Raw genomic sequence first — 18,625 nt, 5'->3', positions numbered from 1 at the left:
CTATAAAGTTTGTATAAAGATGTGGAGGGCTTATATAAATTTAATATTAATGGATAAGCGTTGAAAAATTAACGGTCCTTCGCTATAATGAGGTAAACTAGGGGTTATTTTGAGAGAGGGATGGAAAAATGAAGATAACAGTAATCAATGGAACCATGCGCCATGGCAGCACCTGGCATTGTAAGGATTTGCTACTAGAAAAGATTTCGCAGTTGGAAGAAACTCAAGTCAGGGAGTTTTATCTGCCCAAAGACATGTCTAATTTTTGCAGTGGCTGTTTTTCCTGCTTTCTCAAGGGTGAAGACACCTGTCCCCATGCCGATCAGATCCAGCCCATTGTAGCCGCCCTGGAAGAGGCTGACCTGGTGATCCTGACCTCTTCGGTTTACGGGTTGGATGTTAGCGGTCAGTTAAAAGCACTGCTGGATCATCTCTGCTTTATGTGGCTCAGCCACCGGCCCAATCCCAAAATGTTTAATAAGGTAGGGATCAGTTTTGCCACCACGGCCGGAGCGGGTCTTTCCCATACCACCAAAACGATGCAGAACAGTCTGAAATTCTGGGGGGTCAAAAAACGGTTTGCCAGTAAGCAGGCAGTGGCCGCCATGAAATGGAGTGACATATCCGACAAAAAGCGCGGTCAAATCGAAAAAGACATGGCCCAGCTGGCCCAAAAAGCCACCGTAGCGGTGGCTAATATTGAACACAGTGCAGGGCCCTTGTTTAGAAAAATCATGTTTGTGATGATGAAGAATATGATGAAAAAGAATGACTGGAATCTCACCGATCGCAATCACTGGGCAGCTCATGGCTGGTTAAACAGGACGAAACCTTTTTAAAATCAGACCACCTCAATGGTGGTGGTCATGCCAAGAATCCTGGCCAGTCGCTCCCGGGGTAGCGCCCGCAGATAAGCGTCCAGATTTTGCTGCATTCGGACTTCGGAAACCGAATAATCAATGGCGTCAATGGCCGGATGGAGGGGATGACGTGTGGTCAGCACGGCCAGCTCAATGTCTTCCAGCAGCGCAAAGATCATGGCTGCTTCGGCAGACTCCAGTTCGCTGGCGATGAGCAGATCTTCCATATCGGCCAGGGTTTTAATCTGTTCTTTAATGATAGCCAGCTTATCCTCGAAAAAGCGGCAGGATAAAAATTCCGTAACCAGTTCCCGATAAGCCTTGTCATCCATTTTAATGCCCATATTGTAATGGATAATGGGCTTGATATTGGGATTGAATCGGGGTACAAAAACCTTGTCGAGAGAGTGGGTGGCCAGTCCCTGATAAACGGTGGTGGTGATCTGCGGAAGACTGGCGAGCAGGTATTTTTTCTGGGTCGGATTGGTTAGTTCCAGATCCGTGATCAACTCCTGGGCTGCTGATTTTAATTGTGTTTGGAGTTCTAATTGGTTATGGCTACGTAATTTTTTATCGAGGCGATTGAGATCGGCCGGGCTAAAATCCAGCGGGGGCAGTGGGGCACTTAGTAATTGGCAACCCAGCGCGTTTTGAAAAACCTGCGCACAGATATTATCAAGGAGATTTTTGTAGGACGGATCATAACCACTCATGACTTCGTGAATGATATCGGCATCAAAATAGGAACAAAACAAGTTTTCATAGTACAGGTTTTCCAGATACTTGATGACGAACTCAACCCCGGCCAGATCAGTGACCGGATGGATCAGTTGATAGTCGATGTCACTGGGGATTTCGTGAGCATGAAAATTTATTTCATAGCTTTCGAAAAAGGGCTTAAAACCCTGGCCAATGGTGATATTATAGGCATGATTGGCGGTTTCGAGCTTGGTTTTACAAACCTGGTTAAAAAAATAATGGGCTACATTTATTTTTCGCTTCAGCACCTGGAAACCATATTCATAGAGTTTTTCAATCGGTTCATTTTCAATCTGGAAGAGGACGGCATCCACATCGGGCAGTGATTTAAGGTAAAGGCCGATGGTAAAGAGGTTGGAAGCCATGATTCCCTGGGCGATTTCAACCCGGACCGAGCTGCTTTGGCCCCGGGTAAACCGCTCGGTACAGTCAGCCAGCAGTTTAAGACATTCCCGCTGAACCCGCTCGGATTCTTTGGGGCTCAGTGCGCCTTTGACATAGGCCTCCTGGAGCAGTGACTGAAAATAAAATTCGCCACTCAGTTTGTCGACATCAATCCTGGTCTGTTTTTTAATACTATTGCTCATCGTCATCCTCTGCTTCCATCAATTTTTCGCTATCATAAAGATCGTTATAATCAGGATCCAGTCCCAGTCGAACATTTTTAGCCATCCGCTCCAGTTCCCGAAATTTAAGTTGATCCAGAGAACCCTGACAGACTCCATCAAAATACTTTTTCATATAGTTGATGAGATCATCATCGCTCATTAAATCCAGGGTTTCATTTTTAAAATAATAAAAGATCTCAACCAGTTCATTCAAGAACTCAGCATAGCGGTATTGGGAGATATAGGGGGTATCGGCAAAGGTCCGGATTACTTTTTCAATGATTCCGCCCCCAAACTCGATTCGGCCAAAATTTTTCAGTGAATAGGATCGGGTTTCCACCAGTTCCAGCGCCTGTTCTTCAGACAATACCAATGAATAGTCTTCGGTAAATTTATTGCATAACAACACTTCCGAAACGGCCTGTTTTTCCAGCAGAAAATTATCAAACAGCATCAGTTCAAACGACATATGGGTACCTCCCTGGCATACACAAAAAAATAAACTACCTATTGACAATAATGACAAAATATGGTATCATTTATTTGTAAAATAATAAAATGGGTAAATTGCGTGTATGTTATCAATAATATCACGAAAAATTGAATAAATCAATAATTTTTAATACAAAACAGGTGTTGTTTAAGAAACAACACCTGTTTTTTTTATTAAAGTGCAGTAAGTGACTATGACGCGAAAGCTTGTTTTCGCCGGCAAAGGCATTCCCGGCACAATCAGACGAGTCTAGTGTAACGAGTGCGTTCTATATTATCGGTAATCGCCGGTAAAAAATTCCGGAAGGCGCTCTCAAAAGGTTATTCTGGTCAGCAGGCCAACGTCTTAATGTAATCTTTATCCTCTGACGACGATTCAATATGCCAATTTAATTGCAAAATAAATATAATTAAATTACAAAGAATATTTGAATTCAGGAGGAAAAGAAGATGAATAGAATGAGTGCCTTTGAAGAATATATTGCTTCAGCAAAAAAGGCTTTAAAAGTGGGGGACTATATTATGGCCGAAGAACAAATAAAAAAAGCCATGAATGAAAATCCCCATTCCCCAGTGGTGCATAACCTGTATGGTATTTTGGAAGAATTATTGAAGGAAGATAATTTGGCTCATAAACATTATCGGGCTGCCAATGCTCTGGATCCCGCCTATACACCAGCAATGCGGAATCTGGAAAGAATTTCTACCTTTGAATTGCGGGGCAGAAGTGCGCATATTGATTTTGGGGATACACCAGAACAGAGCGAAGAAGATTTATATATCATTGAATACGATTGGAATCATGTCGGACATCTGCGCAAAAAAGACAGGAAGTGATAGCGATGAACGTGGTATTAGTCGTTTCAGGGCTGATTGCGTTGATGCTTCTGATTTATCTGGTGTTGGTATTATTTAAGGGGGAAGAACTATGAGCCAGGTGATAATAGTCGATGGCCTGTATCTGGTGATTCTGGTGGCGCTTTCAATTCCCCTGGGTAACTATCTGGTTAAGGTAATGACTGGGAAAAGGGCATTTCTGTCCCCGTTGATGCTGCCACTTGAAAGAATGATCTACCGTTTAATGGGCATCCGGGAGGAGGATGAGATGAGTCCCGGACACTATGTCCTGGCGGTGATGGTGTTCAGTGGTTTGGGACTGATCTTTGTGTTTGGGCTGCAAATGCTCCAAGCCAGTCTGCCATTTAATCCGGAAAATCTGGCTGCACCATCCTGGGATCTGGCCTTTAATACGGCGGCCAGCTTTGTGTCAAATACGAACTGGCAGGCTTATTCGGGGGAGTCAAGCCTCTCCTATCTGACCCAGGCATTAGCTCTGGGGGTGTGGAATTTTTTATCGGCAGCGACTGGAATCGCAGTACTGTTTGCCCTGCTCAGAGGGTTTATTGAGACTAAAAAAACGACGATTGGGAGTTTTTGGGTAGATCTAATCAGAGTCAGTTTATATCTGCTGATCCCCCTATCGCTGGTATTCTCGCTGGTGCTGGTTGCCCAGGGGGGTGTTCAGACAATCAGTCCCTACCACGAAATTGTGGCACTGGAAACCGGCATCACCCAAAGCATCCCCCTGGGACCGGCAGCCAGTCAAATTGCGATCAAACAGTTGGGCACCAATGGTGGCGGCTTTTTTGGAATGAACTCGGCGTTCCCGCTGGAAAATCCGACCGCCTTATCCAACTTTTTACAGCTGTTATCCATTCTGCTGATTCCGGCATCGCTTTGCGTGGCCTTTGGCAAAGCCGTGGGCGACATGAAGCAGGGCCGGGCCATCTATCTGGTCATGCTGATCCTGTTTGTCGGCGCACTGGCGGCTGTGACCATCAGCGAAACCATCGGGGTGCCGCTGGTTCCGGGTGTGCTGGATTCCGGTAATCTGGAGGGCAAAGAAATCATTCACGGGGTTGGAACCTCGGCGTTGTGGGGAACCGCCACCACGGCGGCATCGAATGGCTCGGTGAATGCCATGCATGACAGTTTTACCCCGCTGGCGGGCTTGGTCCTGATGTTTTTAATGCAGATCGGTGAGGTTGTTTTTGGCGGTGTCGGCAGCGGTCTGTATGGCATGATTGGTTTTGTGATCCTGACTGTTTTTATGGCCGGACTGATGGTCGGACGGACACCCGAATATCTGGGCAAAAAAGTCGAACCCTTTGATATGAAAATGGTCTGTTTAATTGTTCTGGTACCGCCGGTTTTCACCCTGCTGGGAACCGCACTGGCGGTGTTGATGCCCCAGGCCAGTGACTGGTTGACAAACTCGGGCCCCCATGGGTTTTCAGAAATACTGTATGCTTTTAGCTCAATGGGCAATAATAATGGCAGCGCCTTTGGCGGGTTTGCGGCCAACACCGTGTTTACGAATGTGGTTGGCGGCTTGATCATGCTGATCGTGCGGTTTGTGCCATTGGTGGCGGTGGTTTTCCTGGCCGGAAATTTAGCAAATAAGAAGATGGTTGCCAAAACCGAAGGAACGCTTTCGACCAGCAATGCCCTGTTTATCGGTTTGCTGATTGCGATTGTGCTGTTAATCGGGGCGCTGAGTTTTTTGCCGGCATTGGCCTTAGGGCCGATTGCAGATTATTTTACAGCCGTAATATAAGGCCGACTGGAGTTGATAATAGTGGAAAATAATGAGTTGAATAAAAATATTCTGATTGATGCCATCAGGCAATCTTTTACTAAATTGTCCCCCCGGGTGCAGTTAAAAAATCCGGTGATGTTTGTGGTTTTTGTCGGTGCCATCATGACCACCGCCCTTTATCTCCTGAGTTTCGCCCAGATTAACGACGAAGGGGCCGGTTATACCCTGGCGATTGCCTTAATCCTGTGGTTTACGGTTTTATTTGCGAATTTTGCTGAAGCCATTGCCGAAGGCCGTGGTCGGGCTCAGGCCGACAGTTTGCGCAGTGCCCGCAAAGATGTCAAAGCGCGGAAGCTGAAATCCTCAGCCGATGTGGCGGTTTACACCGAGGTTCCATCAAGTAGCCTGAAAAAGGGCGATATCGTTTATGTCAAGTCCGGCGAGCAGATTCCGATTGATGGCGATGTCATTGAAGGGGCGGCGTCAGTGGATGAAAGTGCCATCACCGGAGAATCGGCACCGGTGATCCGGGAATCAGGAGGGGATCGCAGTGCTGTTACCGGAGGGACCACCTTGATGTCGGACTGGCTGGTGATTCAGGTGACAGCAGAGGCCGGTGAAAGCTTTCTTGATAAAATGATTGCCATGGTTGAGGGCGCATCGCGAAAAAAAACCCCCAATGAAGTCGCTTTGCAGATTCTACTGATCGCACTGACGATAATTTTTCTGGTGGTTAGCGCCACCTTGCTGCCCTTCTCCTATTTTGCCAGTAAACAGGCCGGTGCCGGCACCGGGATTTCGATTACCAATGTCATCGCGCTGTTGGTTTGTCTGGCTCCGACAACCATTGGTGCCCTGCTTTCAGCGATTGGTATTGCCGGGATGAGTCGGCTGAATCAGGCCAATGTGCTGGCTATGAGTGGCAGAGCGATTGAGGCAGCCGGTGATGTGGATGTGTTATTGCTGGATAAAACCGGAACCATCACCCTGGGAAATCGTCAGGCCAGTGTGTTTATCCCGATTACCGGGGTCACCGAAAAAGCCTTGGCCGATGCGGCGCAATTGTCTTCGCTGGCTGATGAAACGGCGGAAGGGCGGAGTATTGTGGTGCTGGCAAAGGAACGGTTTGATCTGCGCGGCCGCGACATCAAAGCCCTCGGAGCCAGTTTTGTGCCATTTACAGCTAAAACCAGAATGAGCGGGATTGATTTTCAGGGTCAGCAGATTCGCAAAGGGGCTGCCGAAGCCGTGAAAGCCTTCGTTTTGGCTAACGGCGGCGACTATCCCGAAGAATGTCAGGAGATTGTCAAAAAAGTCGCGAATGATGGAGGAACCCCGCTGGTGGTGGCCAGAAACAATCAGGTTCTGGGCGTGATCTATCTGAAGGATGTTGTCAAAAATGGCGTCAAGGAGCGCTTTGAAGATTTGCGCAAGATGGGAATTAAAACAATTATGATTACCGGCGACAATCCCATGACGGCGGCGGCTATTGCGGCTGAGGCGGGAGTGGACGATTTTCTGGCCGAAGCAACCCCCGAGGCTAAACTGGCCCTGATCCGGGATTATCAGGCCAAGGGACATCTGGTCGCCATGACCGGCGACGGAACCAATGATGCCCCGGCACTGGCCCAGGCTGATGTGGCGGTGGCCATGAATACCGGAACCCAGGCCGCCAAAGAAGCCGGGAATATGGTGGATCTGGATTCCAGTCCCACCAAACTGATTGACATTGTCCGCATCGGAAAACAGCTACTGATGACCAGAGGGGCCCTGACAACCTTCAGTGTCGCCAATGATGTGGCTAAATATTTCGCGATCATTCCGGTTTTGTTTTTCAGTATTTATCCGCAATTAATGGGGCTCAACATAATGGGACTGACCAGCGCCAAAAGTGCCATCCTGGCGGCGATAATCTATAACGCCCTGATTATAATCGCTTTGATTCCGCTGGCTTTAAAGGGGGTTAAGTATCAGGAAGTGGCGGCAGGAAAATTGCTACAAAGAAATCTGTTGATTTATGGTTTGGGTGGTTTAGTGGCTCCGTTCGTGGCGATTAAATTACTGGACATGCTGTTAACCGTCCTGGGTCTGGGGTGAGGTGAAGAAGATGGAAAAAAATAGAAGTGAATCGATGGTGTCAAAATTACGTCCGGCATTAGTTAGTTTTGTGGTGCTCACCCTGATTTGTGGGGTAGTTTATCCGGTTATTGTAACAAGTATTGCACAAATTGCATTTCCAAATCAGGCAAATGGTAGTATCATTACAGTAACACAAGAAAACGGAACAACCATCGATGTGGGCTCAGCCCTGATCGGTCAAACTTTTACTAAGCCCCAATATCTGATCGGCAGACCCCGGGGAACATCGCAATTATCGCCGGTCAGTGAAGAGCAAAAAGCGCTGATACAGGAGCGGGTGGCCTGGTGGCGGGCTCTTGATCCGGAAAATAGCGGGGCGATTCCCAGTGATCTGGTAACAGCTTCGGGAAGTGGGGTTGATCCTAATATCTCTCCGGAAGCGGCAGAATATCAGGTTGACCGGATTGCCCGGGTGCGAAATATCTCAGCAAAAACGGTCCGTGAAATTATTGCCCGTTATACCACGGGAAAACTGCTGGGCCTTTGGGGAGAGTCAGGCGTCAATGTATTAAAGGTGAATCTGGCCCTGGATGGACGCATTCAGTAAAATAACGCGATGAAGGTGGGGGATTAAGTGATGGATTTTAGTGATACCCGTCCGAATCCGGATGACATATTAGAAGATTTGTTTATCAAAGAACAAAATAAAAAGGGGCGTCTGGAAATCTTTTTCGGGTATGCCGCCGGGGTTGGAAAAACCTATGCGATGCTCGATGACGCCCAGGAGCAGCTGCGCTGTGGCGTCGATGTACTGGTGGGTTATGTGGAAGAGCACACCCGACCGGAAACCATTCAGATCATGAGTGGCCTGCCGACCCTGGCACCAAAAATGGTGGAATACCGAAAACTTCAGCTAAAAGAGTTTGATCTGGATGCCGCCCTGGAACGGAAGCCAGAATTGATTCTGGTGGACGAACTGGCCCACACCAATGCCCCGGGAATGCGCAACAAAAAAAGATATCAGGATATTGAAGAACTCCTCAATGCCGGCATTGATGTTTTTACCACGGTCAATGTTCAACATCTGGAGAGTCTCAATGATGTGGTGCAGAGAATCACCCAGGTCGGTGTGAAAGAAACCATACCAGATGATGTTTTTAATCAGGCCGATAAGATTCGCTTGATTGATATTGAACCCGATGAATTGCTGCGACGGTTTGAAAGCGGCAAAATTTACCGGCCGGAACGGACCCAAAAAGCGCTTGAAAATTTCTTCACCCGAGAAAATCTCCGTTTGCTTCGAGAAATAGCGATGCGGAAAGCTGCCAATCGGATCAGTAGTGATAATCAGAACGAGCCGCGGCTGTCTAAAAAAATGGCGAATATTAAGCTGATGGTTTGTATCAGTGCGTCACCCTCATCGGCCCGTTGCATTCGCTGGACAAATCGCACCGCCGAAGCCTTTCGGGCCCCCTGGACAGCCGTTTATGTTGAAGATATGGATAGCGATGTGATGACGGATAAGGAAAAAAAATTAATTCGGGATAATCTGGTTTTAGCCGAGCGGTTAGGGGCCGAGATCGTCACCCTCAATGGGCGCGATGTGGCCACCGTGATTGCTGAATACGCCAAGTTGACCGGGATCACCAACATTGTTATCGGCAAGAGCCGCAATAAAAAATCACTGATCAGTTATTTTAAGGCAAGTTTTGAAGAAAAACTGATTGCCATGCTGCCCAGCATTGAAATTCACATTATCCCCGGCAGTCCCAGGAAGAGCATCAGAGCACCATATCAGCATCGCAGGTTGCGGATCGGTCGGAATCTGTTCTTTTCCTGGCAGGATGGGTTAAAAACCCTGTTGATCATTGTGGTGGCCACCTTTATTTCGTTACTGCTTCAAGCTCTGCGCATCAGTGACCAGAATATCATTATGGTTTATATTTTATCGGTTTTGATTATTTCGCGGGTAACGGTGGGCTATCTATATGGAATTCTGGCCTCATGCCTGACGGTACTGGTTTTTAATTTCTTTTTCACGATCCCCTATTACACCTTACAAGCCATCCAGGAGGGCTATCCGATTACCTTTGTCATTATGTTATTGATGTCTTTGATCACCAGTACCTTGACGGTCCGGATCAAAACCCAGGCTCGTCTGGCGGTGGAACGGGAACACCGTACCGAGGTGTTATATGAGATCAATAAAAAATTGCTGGCATCCCGAGATTTTAAAGAAACCATTGAGTTGATCAATGTCTATATGGTCAAGATTTTTGGCCGGTCGGCGATCTTCTACAGTCAGGACCCAAAGGATCATGATTCTGAGACATTTTTGCAATCATCGCTGGACGGAGATGCTTCTTTTCTGATGACAGAAAGTGAGCGGGCGGTGGCCCATTGGGTCTTTATGAATAAGAAATGTGCCGGGGCCGGAACCGATACCCTGATGGGGGCAGGAGCTTTTTACATGCCGATTGTCTCTCGCAGTAAGGTGCTGGGGGTTATCGGTTTGTCCTGTGCAAATGGCGTTCTTAATCAGGACAACCGCTTGTTTTTAAGGATGATCGCGTCCCAGGTTGAGATGGCTCTGGAGCGTCATTATCTTTCCGGTGAACAAAGACGAATGCTGATTGAATCCGAGAAAGAAAAAATGCGAAGCAATCTGCTCCGGGGTATATCCCATGATCTGCGAACCCCGCTGACTGGAATTTTAGGGGCAAGCTCGGCGATTCTGGAGAATGCCAGCACGATGGATCAGGAAACACGGGATACATTATTAATTAATATCCGGGAGGATTCCCAGTGGCTGATCCGGATGGTGGAAAATCTGCTGTCAGTTACCCGGATTAATGAGGGTCCCATGAATGTGACTAAAACGCCGGAGGCAGCCGAAGAAATTGTGGCTGAAGCGATCAGTCGGATTCGCAAACGCTTTGCCAGCCGCAAGATTACAGTCAAGGTACCGGAGGCGCTGTTGATCGTCCCGATGGATGGCACCCTGATTGAACAGGTGATCATCAACCTGCTGGAAAATGGGATCAAATATTCGCCAGAAGATTCGATCATTGCAGTTGAAGTGAAAAAATTCGGCGATGAGGCAGTTTTTGAAGTAAGCGATCAGGGGAAAGGCATCAGTGACCAGGACTTTCCCTATCTCTTTGAGACCTATGTGCCAGACGGCAAACGGAGCTCTGATTCATCCCGGGGAATGGGGATTGGTCTGTCCATCTGCAATTCCATCGTCAAGGCCCATCAGGGGAAAATGGAAGCGGAAAATAAAGAGCAGGGCGGCGCAGTTTTTCGATTCACCTTACCATTGCAGGAGGGCCAGGAAAATGGATAATAAGTCAGTCATATTGATTGTGGAGGATGAAGCAGGAATTTCCAACTTCATTGCGGCGATATTAAAAGCAAATGATTATAAAATGATCAAGGCAGTCACTGGGAAAGAAGCGATTTCAATGACAGCATCCTATTCGCCAGATCTGATTTTACTGGATTTGGGTTTGCCGGATATGGACGGCATGGATGTGCTGAAAACCATCCGGGAATGGTCAACGATACCAGTCGTCGTCGTATCGGCCCGAGGACATGAACGGGAAAAGGTCGAAGCCCTGGATCTGGGAGCCGATGACTATATCACCAAACCCTTTGGTACCGCTGAGTTACTGGCAAGAATCCGCACCGGCATCCGGCATAGTCCTAAAAACCGGGGCGAAAACACGATGGAAAGCACCCGTCTGGAGATTGGTGAGCTGGCCATTGATTACGATAAGCGCGTGGTGACGGTGGGTGAGAAGTCCGTTCATTTGACGCCGATTGAATATAAAATTATCGTGCTGCTGTCAAAAAATATTGGGAAAGTGCTGACCCACGATTATATTATCAGGGAGGTTTGGGGCCCCTATACCAATGAGATTCAGGCGTTACGGGTAAACATGGCCAACATTCGCCGAAAGATCGAAGAAAATCCGGCGGAACCCCGGTATATCGTCACCCAGGTTGGGGTCGGCTATCGGATGGTGGAAGAGCTGGAAGATTGACAGTCAGGAAAATTAAAGATAAAAATAAAATCTGCCAATTGAGTTGTTAAACAATTTTCGATTGGTATTTTTATTGACCGGGATTATTGCTCAGGAATAGATGAACGAACTGACTTTTCACGTTTCGTGATTTTTATTAAATCTATTGACGATCAATGCCTAAAAATGGCATACTAGAACTAATTGAAATTCAAAAATAGAAGTGGAAAAAACAGAAGGATCGAAAAGTTGTTTAGAAAAATAGATTTCTTTAAACAGATCATAATGTGGAACTGATATAATAAACTACTAACGTAAAAACGATATGGGGTAAAAGATCAGCCGCAGACCGGTTAGTATCGAACAGGGCTAATTTCAGCGATGGCAGGAAGACAGGGTACGCCGACCTATGCATAAAATCTGAGGTACAGGAAGAGATCACACCGGTTAAGTGTCGACCAGTGATTGAAGAAGGAAAAATATGAAATTAACAGCACTGAATATTGCGATCATCCTGATTATTCTTTTTTTATTTGGTTTGGGGCTGTACTTTATTCTCAAAAGAGGCCGCAAAAGAAAAAAAGAACGGGAAATACGTCGGTTTAATGAGTTGGTTCAGACGTTCATCGAGTCTGAGGAGATCCCGGTATCCCTAAAAGATGATCAGCTTAACTATATCTTTGTAAATTTGGCCATGGAAGATTTTTATGGAATCAGTTCAGAAGAAATTATCGGGCAGGATGATTTCGAGATTCTGGACGAAAAGATGGCCATAAAGGAGCGGAAAACAGATAAAAAGGTGTTGGCGACAAAAACCTTTGTAACTGATGAAATGCTGTGGAAGGGTAAGATTTTCAAAACCACCAAATTCCCAGTTGATTTGCTCAATGGAAAGTTTGGCGTTGGGGCTTATGTCCGCTCGGCGTCGGAAAAGAACCGCGAGAAGTATTTAAAAACCTTGATGTCAATTAGCGATGGCGTTATGATTGTCGACCCGATGGGTAAGATTGAGATGCTTAACAGTACCGCTGAGGAAATGACCGGCTGGACGGCCAGAGAAGCGATGGGAAAACATTATTCCCAGGTCTTTGTTTTGGAACATGAAAAAGATAGCGGGGTCGTTCCAGATCCCATTGAAGAAGCGTTTAAAGATAACACCCTGCATGAATTTGACAGTCAGGCAGTACTGCTTGCCAGAGATGGCCGAAAATACCATCTGGAAGAAAGTGTTGCCCCCATTAGCGATGACGAAGGCCATATTGACGGGGCAATTGTGATCTTCAGAGATGTTACAGAAAAGAAAGAAAAGCGGGCGGCCATTGAGTACAACAGCTTCCATGATTCTTTAACGGGCTTATATAATCGGCGTTTTTTCGAAGAAGAACTGGTTCGTCTGGATACCGAAAGAAATCTGCCGCTTTCAGTGATTATTGGTGATGTGGATGGGTTGAAACTGACTAACGATATTTTTGGCCATGAAGCCGGCGATGAATTGATCAAAAAGGTTTCGGAGATATTCAGAAAAGTCTGCCGGGCAGATGATATTATCGCCCGCTGGGGAGGAGATGAATTCGCGATTCTGCTGCCACAAACTGAAAAAAAAGATGCCCAAAAACTATCGGAGCGAATCAAAGACAATTTCAGCAAAGAAAAAATTAAGTCGATCCAGGGAAATGTGTCTCTGGGCGTGGCAACCAAGTATGAACCGGAAGAAAATATTGAAGTCATTATTGCCAGTGCCGAAGACAATATGTATATGAAAAAAACGTTGAATCGGGGCAAAAAGAAAGAAGACGCCTTTAATATAATTCTCGACAAGTTATATGGTGAATACCCGGCAGAAGCCGAACATGCCAGAAAAACCAGCGAGATTTGCAAAAAAATTGCCCGAAAAATGAAGCTGTCTGAAGCCGAAATCAATAAGGTTTCAAAAGCCGCCTACCTCCATGACATCGGAAAAGTTGCTCTGGATAAAGAGGTGGCCAGCAAAAATGAATATATGATCGATGATACCTACAAAGAAATGAAAATGCACCCGGTGGTGGGCTATCGGATTTTGAATGCTTTTGATCATACCATTGATCTGGCCAATATTGTGATGGGACATCACGAACGTTGGGATGGCACCGGGTATCCCCAGGGACTCAAAGGCAAAGAAACACCCAAACTGTCCCGAATTATTGCAGTCGGTGAGCGATTTGATGATATGACAACAGATAAAGATTATCGACAAGCCATCAGTATTGATGATGCCCTGGATGAAATGAAACGAAATGTGGGGACCCATTACGATCCTGAAGTGGTGGAGGCGTTGGAAAAGGTGATCGCCGAAGAAAATACCTATACGACCAAGATAACCCGAGAAAGGTGAAAAACATAAACGTGGAGGCCTCAGTAATGGTGTATTACTGGGGCCTTAAGTGTTGTTCAATAACCTTGCAGAAAATTTTTACCATGCCGGGGTCGAATTGGGATCCGGCACAGCAGATAATCTCATTGATGGCTGTTTCCGGGGACAGTGCAGCCCGGTAGGGACGGTCATTGGTCATGGCATCATAGGAATCCACAATCGCTAAGACCCGACACTCAATCGGGATATTTTCGCCGACAAGGCCTAAAGGATAGCCGGTTCCGTCCCATTTCTCCTGATGCTTTAAAATCAGGTGGGAAATTTCCTTCAGTTCCGAGGATTCATTGGCAATCCGTTCGCCGATGGCACAATGGGTTTTCATTACTTTCCACTCATCAGGCGTTAAAGCACCAGGTTTTTTCAAGATACTGTCGGGGATCCCGACCTTACCGATATCATGAAATTTAGTCAGCAACTGAATCCGATCCATCACATTTTGGGGCAAACGTAGCGCCTGGCCGATAAGAGTGGCCAGGGTGTCCATCCGACTGGTATGGCCTTCGGTGACATAATCCTTGGCTTCCAGCGCTTTCATCAGGGTTTTAACCAGATTGTTCCGGGTGCTGGATTCTTTGAGCAACTTGTTCTGATACATGTTATTGTCGGCTTCCTGGAAGAGGAAATCAGTATTGACGAGACCGGCAGCGTGATAGGAATAGCCATAGGAAAGCGAAATCTTAAAGGTTGCGTCCGGTAACTCATTAAAACACTTCAGATTGGCATTCATTTTATCCAGAGCGGCTTCGATGGTTTCAGGTCGCTGATTTCTGACAATTACGCCAAACTCATCACCACCTACTCGGGAAACAATTCCCATTGATTGAAAACAGCGACTGATGACCTGGCTGGCAGAGACAATCACCTGATCTCCCATTAGGTGTCCCAGGGTGTCATTGACAAATTTCAGGCCATCGATGTCCAATAGCAGGATCGTTAAATTTTCGATGCTCCAATTATTGAGCTGGGCTAACTCGGCTTCGAAAAAACGGCGGTTATTGATATGGGTCAGGGTATCTTTTTCAACCAGATCACGTAGTTTCTTTTCCATTATTACCCGTTCGGTCATGTCCCGGATCATGATCAGAACCTCATCGAAGCTGGAAATTTGAACCCGGACTTCAAAATAATGAAGGGCTTCCTGAAACGGCATCGAAAAATAATAGTCGGACAAAACCCTGGTGCGCTTAACCAATTCAATGACCTGCTTTAAATCAGACATCAGAATCTGATTTCGCATGATCTCCAGCAGCGCATAAGAGTCAGCATTTAACGAAGGGTTCAGCGGCGCAATCTGCCCCTTTCCATTACTGATCAGCAAAATATCGGGAATGGTGGCGATTAACGCCCTGGTGCGGCTGTTGATCCGTTCCAGATCCAGCAGTTTTGTTTGCAGTTCGGAGTAGTAATTTTTTTTAAAGGAGTTTTCACCCAAACCAATAATTGATTCCCGGGTAATCTCTTTTTTATTTTTGGGATTGCAATACTCGTCCATAAATAATCCTCACCTCTTCTTTTGTCAAAACCCTGGGGTTGGTTACCATACAGGGATCATTTAGGGCATTTTCCACTAAATAATCAATTGTGCTTTCTTCGAGATTATCCACCTTGATACGGGATGGGATATTTAAGTTCTCCCGCATCAAAACGATCCGGTCGATAATCATGTCAAGCAACAGATGATCACTGACGTTATCAACCACCAGACCGAGCTGTCTGGCAATATCGCGATAGCGGTCGGGAACCGTTTCAAAATTAATGCGGATAATATGTTCCAGCAGGATGCTGTTGCATTCGCCATGGGGAAAATCCAGCAGACCGCCCATCGAGTGAGACATAGCGTGGACGGCGCCGAGGCTGGCATTGGAAAAAGCCAACCCGGCCTGGAGAGAACCGAGCATCAGTTGAAACATCGTTTCGATACTTCGCTGCGGCGTTATTGACTGTTCAATGGCTTGATTAATCAGACGGATCGATTCCAGGGCATGTACGTCGGTAAGGGCCGAATGGGTATTGGATACATAGGCTTCGATGGCATGGGTCAGCGCATCCATGGCAGTACAGGCCGTTAAATAGGGATCCATCGACATCAGTGGAACCGGATCGATGAGGGCCAGATCGGGCACCACTTTTTTGCTGATAATCGCCCGTTTAATATTGGCGGCGGTGTCTTTGATGATGGCAAATTGGGAAACATCGGCAGAAGACCCGGCAGTGGTGGGAATACAGATCAGCGGGGGGCCCGGCATTTTTACTTCATCAACCCCCTCGTAATCCAGAATATTGCCACCATTTGAAGCCACGATGCTGATACACTTAGCACAGTCGATGGAACTGCCGCCGCCAATGGCAATGATCAAGTCGCAACCCAGTGATAAAAAAAGATCAGCCCCGAGCATTGCTTCGATATCCTTGGGATTGGGGGTTGTTTCATCAAAAAAGAAGAGCTTGTCAACATGGGGGCGGATCAGATTAATGGTTTCATGGAACCATTCAAAGTCCTGAATATCTTTATCGGTTACAATCATCGGTTTCTTGGCATTAAAATGAGATATATAACGACCAATTAATAAGCGGGCATCGACACCGATGATTATTTCCGGGATTACAAATTTCCTTAGTTCCAATAGGGTTTCAGACATAACAATAACCTCTCATTCTCGTGTGAAAATCTGTTACTTTAGTATAACAGCTGAAATTCTATCTGTAAACATTGGGGGGACCTAAAATGTGGTAAGCTACTAAAAGGATTTATCTATACTAATTACCCGCATCCGCTGAAAATTAACGCAAATTTAACACGTTGATAATATTAATAACAGCCTCCCATGGTTATAATTTGTGACATCAACAACGGGGAGGAATGTGTTTGGATATCAATCAGAACAATGAAGAAGAGCGGTTGAGAGGAGAGCTCCTGGAAATACTTTATCAAAAAAAAATCAAGACCGTTTTTCAGCCCATCGTTTCACTGCTGGACGGAAGTGTCCATGGTTATGAAGCGCTTAGCCGGGGACCGGAGGAGTCGCAGCTCCATACACCGGACATGCTGTTTAAATGCGCCCAAAAATTCAATAAACTCTGGGAGCTGGAATTTCTTTGCCGTTCAAAGGCCTTTGAAGCAGCTTTTAAAATAGAAAGCGAATTTAAACTTTTTTTAAATGTCAATCCCAATATCATGCAGGACGTTCAATTCAGAAAAGGCTTTACCCGGGAGTATCTGGAGAAATTTGCCATTGATCCCAAACGAATCATCTTTGAAATTACTGAGAGTGAGGCCATTAATCATCTGGCGGACTTTATTAAAACCATTGACAATTATAAAGAACAGGATTATCGGATTGCCATTGATGATGCTGGGGCCGGCTATTCGGGGTTAAATTTAATCTCCGATATTCATCCCAATTACATCAAACTGGACATGAAATTAATCCGAGACATTGATAAAGATATGACCAAACAATCCCTGGTAAGATGTCTGAACGAGTTTTCGGAATATACCGAAACCTCGCTGATTGCCGAAGGGATCGAGACCAAAGAAGAATTGCTGACACTGATTGACATCGGGGTTCAGTATGGACAGGGATACTTTATTCAAAAACCCAATGGAATTCTAAATTCAATCTCGAAGGATGTGGTTGAAATCGTCATGGAAGAGAATGCCAATAAAAGAAAACTGCTGGATAATCGGGTGCTGGATGATCGCATTGAGTCCATTTGTAAATTGGAGAAAACCATCTCACCAGATATCCTTGTTTCACAGGTTCACGAAATGTTTAAAGAGGATGAAACCCTCTCGGGGTTTTGTGTGGTTGAAGATCAGATTCCAATTGGGGTGATCACCCGAAATGCCTTGTATAAAAGAATCAGCGGACAATACGGCTATATTCTTTATGCCAATAAACCGGTTGCCACGATCATGGCGACGGATTTTATGCATGTGGATTGTCTGGCAACCATTGATGTTGTTGGCAAGAATGCGATGCAACGGGATTTTGACAAGATCTATGACTTCATTGTTGTGACCCGGCAAAATCAGTTCCAGGGAACGGTGACGGTTAAAGACCTGATGGAAAAACTGATTGAAATTGAGTTTGTCTATGCCAAGCATCTGAATCCGCTGTCCGAACTTCCTGGTAATCTGATGATTGAACAGCAGCTGGAAAAAGCGCTCAAATCCAAAGATAAAAAAACAATTCTCTATTTCGATCTGGATAATTTTAAAGCCTACAATGATCTTTATGGGTTTGAAAATGGGGATCGGGTGTTAAAGGAGTTTGCCGAGATCTTAAAAACTCGGATCCCAACCGAACATTTTATTGGTCATATTGGGGGGGATGATTTTATTGCCATTGTTCCCAAAAAGAAAACCGAACAATTGTGTATCAATATTATTAATGCTTTTAATGGTGCCGTGGTAAAATACTATAACAAAGAAGATATTGACAAAGGCTATATTACCTCCAAAGACCGCAAGGATGTGGAGGAGGATTTTCCCTTTCTCTCGGTTTCCATTGCTGGAGTAGCCAGTGATCACAATAAAACCATCTTTGAATTGGCAGAAACAGCGGCAAAAATAAAAAAGAAGTGCAAGAAAAAACAGGGTAGTAATTACCTGTTGAGCTGATCTGATAAACATAAAAAAGAGGCGCATCGGCGTCTTTGAGGTTGTCGCTAAGCTACCGTACCGACCAATTGTTAATCTGTTGTTCGCCGCGGAATCGGACAGGCTTTGCCGTGTCCGCTCCGATGCGTACAACATGATGTAACAATTGTCGGTACTGGGTTATCTTTTT

At 45.9% G+C, this 18,625-nt stretch carries 13 protein-coding genes; 9 read left to right on the top strand and 4 right to left on the bottom strand.

Features of this window, described 5'->3' with window-relative positions:
* The first annotated feature begins 128 nt into the window (after positions 1-128).
* Positions 129-839, top strand: a complete 711-nt coding sequence (locus A3KS_RS0106035) for a flavodoxin family protein (RefSeq protein ID WP_026394152.1) — start codon at positions 129-131, stop codon at positions 837-839.
* 2 nt (positions 840-841) lie between these two features.
* Here the strand turns inward: A3KS_RS0106035 and A3KS_RS0106030 are convergent, their stop codons facing one another.
* Complete coding sequence (locus A3KS_RS0106030) at positions 842-2,206, bottom strand: DUF6179 domain-containing protein (RefSeq protein ID WP_026394151.1); 1,365 nt, start codon at positions 2,204-2,206, stop codon at positions 842-844.
* Entirely contained in the window at positions 2,196-2,696 is a 501-nt protein-coding gene (locus A3KS_RS0106025) for a DUF6323 family protein (protein WP_026394150.1), read from the bottom strand. Before A3KS_RS0106025 ends, A3KS_RS0106030 begins: the two co-directional genes overlap by 11 nt.
* 473 nt (positions 2,697-3,169) lie before the next feature.
* Here A3KS_RS0106025 and A3KS_RS20270 point away from each other — a divergent pair, with 473 nt between their 5' ends.
* The 7 genes from A3KS_RS20270 (at position 3,170) to A3KS_RS22400 (ending at position 13,793) form a co-directional block, all read left to right on the top strand.
* Positions 3,170-3,556 (top strand): tetratricopeptide repeat protein, encoded by a 387-nt coding sequence (locus A3KS_RS20270; RefSeq protein WP_051355693.1) that lies wholly within the window; start codon positions 3,170-3,172, stop codon positions 3,554-3,556.
* 91 nt (positions 3,557-3,647) lie between these two features.
* Positions 3,648-5,336: a potassium-transporting ATPase subunit KdpA gene (kdpA, locus tag A3KS_RS0106010; protein WP_026394149.1), complete on the top strand. Its 1,689-nt coding sequence runs from the start codon at positions 3,648-3,650 to the stop codon at positions 5,334-5,336.
* 21 nt (positions 5,337-5,357) lie between these two features.
* The gene (gene kdpB / locus A3KS_RS0106005; RefSeq protein ID WP_026394148.1) at positions 5,358-7,415 is read left to right on the top strand and encodes a potassium-transporting ATPase subunit KdpB; all 2,058 of its coding nucleotides are present in this window, start codon (positions 5,358-5,360) and stop codon (positions 7,413-7,415) included.
* Positions 7,416-7,452: 37 nt separating this feature from the next.
* A complete protein-coding gene (gene kdpC / locus A3KS_RS0106000) occupies positions 7,453-8,004 on the top strand; it encodes a potassium-transporting ATPase subunit KdpC (RefSeq protein WP_423219238.1) in 552 nt (183 codons plus the stop codon).
* Between the two features lie 30 nt (positions 8,005-8,034).
* Entirely contained in the window at positions 8,035-10,743 is a 2,709-nt protein-coding gene (locus A3KS_RS0105995) for a sensor histidine kinase (protein ID WP_026394146.1), read from the top strand.
* Positions 10,736-11,443 (top strand): response regulator, encoded by a 708-nt coding sequence (locus A3KS_RS0105990; RefSeq protein WP_026394145.1) that lies wholly within the window; start codon positions 10,736-10,738, stop codon positions 11,441-11,443. The genes A3KS_RS0105995 and A3KS_RS0105990 overlap by 8 nt, the downstream gene beginning before the upstream one ends.
* A gap of 460 nt (positions 11,444-11,903) precedes the next feature.
* Positions 11,904-13,793 (top strand): sensor domain-containing diguanylate cyclase/phosphohydrolase, encoded by a 1,890-nt coding sequence (locus A3KS_RS22400; protein ID WP_051355691.1) that lies wholly within the window; start codon positions 11,904-11,906, stop codon positions 13,791-13,793.
* A gap of 34 nt (positions 13,794-13,827) precedes the next feature.
* Here the strand turns inward: A3KS_RS22400 and A3KS_RS0105980 are convergent, their stop codons facing one another.
* Together A3KS_RS0105980 and A3KS_RS0105975 are read right to left on the bottom strand one after the other, a co-directional pair.
* Positions 13,828-15,324, bottom strand: coding sequence for a bifunctional diguanylate cyclase/phosphohydrolase (locus tag A3KS_RS0105980; protein ID WP_026394144.1), 1,497 nt, complete (start codon positions 15,322-15,324; stop codon positions 13,828-13,830).
* On the bottom strand, positions 15,296-16,471 hold the full coding sequence (locus A3KS_RS0105975; protein ID WP_026394143.1) for an iron-containing alcohol dehydrogenase: 1,176 nt from the start codon (positions 16,469-16,471) through the stop codon (positions 15,296-15,298). Before A3KS_RS0105975 ends, A3KS_RS0105980 begins: the two co-directional genes overlap by 29 nt.
* A gap of 227 nt (positions 16,472-16,698) precedes the next feature.
* On the opposite strand from A3KS_RS0105975, the gene A3KS_RS0105970 reads away from it, so the two are divergent.
* Positions 16,699-18,456, top strand: coding sequence for a GGDEF domain-containing protein (locus A3KS_RS0105970; RefSeq protein ID WP_035355454.1), 1,758 nt, complete (start codon positions 16,699-16,701; stop codon positions 18,454-18,456).
* The last annotated feature ends 169 nt before the right edge of the window (positions 18,457-18,625 follow it).

This window comes from Acetobacterium malicum subsp. dehalogenans DSM 11527 (assembly GCF_000472665.1).
Taxonomy (GTDB): Bacteria; Bacillota; Clostridia; order Eubacteriales; family Eubacteriaceae; genus Acetobacterium; species Acetobacterium malicum.
This window is presented reverse-complemented; position numbering and strand designations above follow the sequence as displayed.